Genomic DNA, 3,112 nt, shown 5'->3' with positions numbered 1-3,112 from the left:
TCTCACACTCCCGGTCTCGGCGTCTCAACACCCCCCCCCCTGTACAGGGCACCCACAGCGGGGGCGCGCGCCCACCCCCCCCCCCCCACCCTCTTCCGTTCTCTTGCATCGGGTCATCAGTAGTCATCCCGCGCCGGCTCCCGGGTCTTGCCCAGCGTGATCTGCACGCGCAGGCACGTCCTCAGTAGCTGACGGACCAACGTCACCTGTGCCGTGCCGTGCCGTGCCGTGTCGAGCCGGCACCACGTCCCGCACGATGCTTGGTCGCGTCTCCTCCGGCGCGACGGCGTCGCGTAGTTCGCCGCGGGCTACCGCCTCGGTGAGCAGGCCGCAGACGATGTCGCCCGGGACGCTGAAGCGTCCCGGGCAGCGTGCGCGTGCGGCAGCGGCGGGGCTACCGGGGAGAGATGCCAGCGGCGACACCAAGCGCGAATCTCGGCTTTGGTGGCGAAAGGCCAGTCGGGGACGCGTCAAGCGCACTGGGCCCTCGCAAGATGTCTCGGCAGCACGCCACCAGAACCTTGCGGTGCGTCAGCACCGCGCCGTGGTGACGCCCCCCACCCGGCGGGTCAGCTCCCGCGCCGTCTGCGCGACGTGTCCCGCGATCCGGTGGCGTTCCGCCTCACCGACCGCCTCACCGGGGAAGGTGACGGAGACCCCGGCGATCGGGTGTGCGTGGTGGTCCAGCACAGGCGCGGCGACGGAGGAGAGGCCGGGGGTGACTTCGCCCTCCTCTGTCGCGTAACCCCCGCGCCGCACCTCGGCCAGCAGGCCACGCAGTGCCGTCAGCGACGCCGGGCCGACGCCGTGCCGCTGCACGAAGGCCGACCTGTCCGGGAAGATCGCCCGTACCTGTGCGGGCGGCAGCAGTGCCAGCACCGCGCGGCCGCTGGCGGTCAGGTGGGCCGGCAGCCGGACCCCCGCCTCGCTGACGAGCGGCGGGCGGCCCGGGGCGCGTTCCTCGATGACGTAGATGACCTCCCGGCCGTGCAGCACGGCCAGGTTCGCGTTGTGCCCGGTCCGGTCCACGAGCGTGGCCAGCGGCACCCGCGCCAGCCGCTGGAACGGGGCCTGGCGCTCGTATCCGGAGGCCAGCTCGAAGGCACTGACGCCGAGGCCGTAGCGCCGCTCCTCCGGCAGATGGACGACGAAGCCATCCGCGGCGAGGGTGTCGAGCAGGTGGTACGTCGTCGAGCGGGGCAGACCCACGTCGCGGCTGATGGCGGCCGCGGGAACAGGTGCGGCCTGCCGCGCCAGATAGCGCAGCACAGCCAGCACCTGCGCGGCCGCTGGGACGATACTCATGGGCCGAGCGTAGACCAGGGCAGGAGCAAACATTTGTCTGGTATCCCAGATGGCGACGTCTGGGATACCAGACACTAGCGGGTCGGATCCTCTCGCGTACCCGCTTCTGCCTGCGGCTTCATAGGGGCATGACCGTTGTTGTTGGTGTCGGCGCACTCGCTGCCGACGAAGTCGTGTCCGTTGCCCGTCGCGGAACCCCGGTGGTCCTCGCCCCGGAAGCGATCAAGGAAATCGCCCGCAGTCGCGAGGTCGTCCAGGCCCTCGCCGACGATGCCACGCCGCATTACGGTGTCTCCACCGGTTTCGGCGCCCTGGCGACCCGCCACATTCCCACCGAGCTGCGTGCCCAGCTTCAGCGCAGCCTGGTGCGTTCGCACGCCGCGGGCTCGGGTCCGGAGGTCGAGGGCGAGGTCGTCCGCGCACTGATGCTGCTGCGCCTGTCCACTCTCGCCACGGGCCGTACGGGCGTACGGGCGCAGACCGCGGAGGCATACGCGGCACTGCTGAACGCCGGAATCACCCCGGTCGTGCACGAGTACGGCTCGCTCGGCTGCTCCGGCGACCTCGCCCCCCTCGCGCACTGCGCGCTCGCCGTCATGGGCGAGGGCGAGGTCCGCACTGCCGACGGTGTACGCAAGCCCGCCGGCGAGGCGCTCGCCGAGGCGGGCATCACCCCGGTCGTGCTGGAGGAGAAGGAGGGCCTTGCCCTCATCAACGGCACCGACGGCATGCTGGGCATGCTCCTCCTCGCCGCCCACGATCTGCGCCGCCTGTTGCGTGCAGCCGACATCGCCGCCGCGATGAGCGTCGAGGGCCAACTCGGCACCGATGCCGTGTTCGCCGGCGACTTGCAGGCGCTGCGCCCGCACCCGGGCCAGTCGGACAGCGCGGGCAACCTGCGCTCCCTGCTCGCCGACTCGGCGATCGTCGCCAGCCACAAGGGTCCGGAGTGCACCCGCGTCCAGGACGCGTACTCGCTGCGCTGCACGCCGCAGGTGCACGGCACGGCCCGCGACACCCTCAGCCACGCCACGCTCGTGGCCTCCCGTGAACTGGCCGCCGCCGTCGACAACCCCGTGGTCACCCTCGACGGCCGGGTGGAGAGTAACGGCAACTTCCACGGCGCCCCGGTCGCCGCCGTGCTCGACTTCCTGGCCATCTCGGTCGCCGACGTCGCCTCGATCTCCGAGCGCCGCACGGACCGGTTCCTCGACCCGGCCCGCAACCGCGGACTGAACGCCTTCCTGGCCGACGACCCGGGTGTCGACTCCGGTCACATGATCGCCCAGTACACGCAGGCCGCGATCGTCTCCGAGCTCAAGCGGCTGGCCGTACCGGCCTCCCCCGACTCGATCCCCTCCAGCGCCATGCAGGAGGACCACGTCTCCATGGGCTGGGCCGCCGCCCGCAAGCTGCGCCGCGCCGTCGACGGACTCGGCCGCGTCCTCGCGGTGGAACTCTTCACCGCCGCCCGCGCCCTCGATCTGCGGGCGCCGCTGACGCCGGCGCCGGCCACGGCGGCGGTTCGCGACGGGCTGCGCGAGACGGTCGACGGCCCCGGCACGGACCGCTGGCTCGCCCCCGAGATCGAGGCGACCGTCCAGTACGTCACCTCCGGCCGCGCCCTGGCCGCCGCGGAGTCGGTCACCGGCCCGCTGGTCTGACCACATCGTCGTTCCGCACACCGCCCGTGGGCTCGGGCGGTGGGGGGGGGGGCGGCCGGCCCGCCGGGCGGCGCGGCCCGCAGCCCGCCCCCCACGGCCCCGCGGGGAGCCGACCAGGGTGTCGAGAACACCGCACACGCCCC

2 protein-coding genes are annotated in these 3,112 nt (G+C 72.9%); one reads left to right on the top strand and one right to left on the bottom strand.

What is annotated here, in order from left to right:
• Nucleotides 1-531: 531 nt before the first annotated feature.
• Entirely contained in the window at nucleotides 532-1,305 is a 774-nt protein-coding gene (locus tag ACFWR9_RS40975) for an IclR family transcriptional regulator (RefSeq protein ID WP_383852276.1), read from the bottom strand.
• Nucleotides 1,306-1,433: 128 nt separating this feature from the next.
• Between ACFWR9_RS40975 and hutH the strand changes: the two genes are divergently transcribed.
• On the top strand, nucleotides 1,434-2,969 hold the full coding sequence (gene hutH / locus ACFWR9_RS40970; RefSeq protein ID WP_383852273.1) for a histidine ammonia-lyase: 1,536 nt from the start codon (nucleotides 1,434-1,436) through the stop codon (nucleotides 2,967-2,969).
• Nucleotides 2,970-3,112: the final 143 nt, after the last annotated feature.

Origin of the sequence: Streptomyces sp. NPDC058534, assembly GCF_042717365.1 — a bacterium.
Classification (GTDB): domain Bacteria; phylum Actinomycetota; class Actinomycetes; order Streptomycetales; family Streptomycetaceae; genus Streptomyces.
This window is presented reverse-complemented; position numbering and strand designations above follow the sequence as displayed.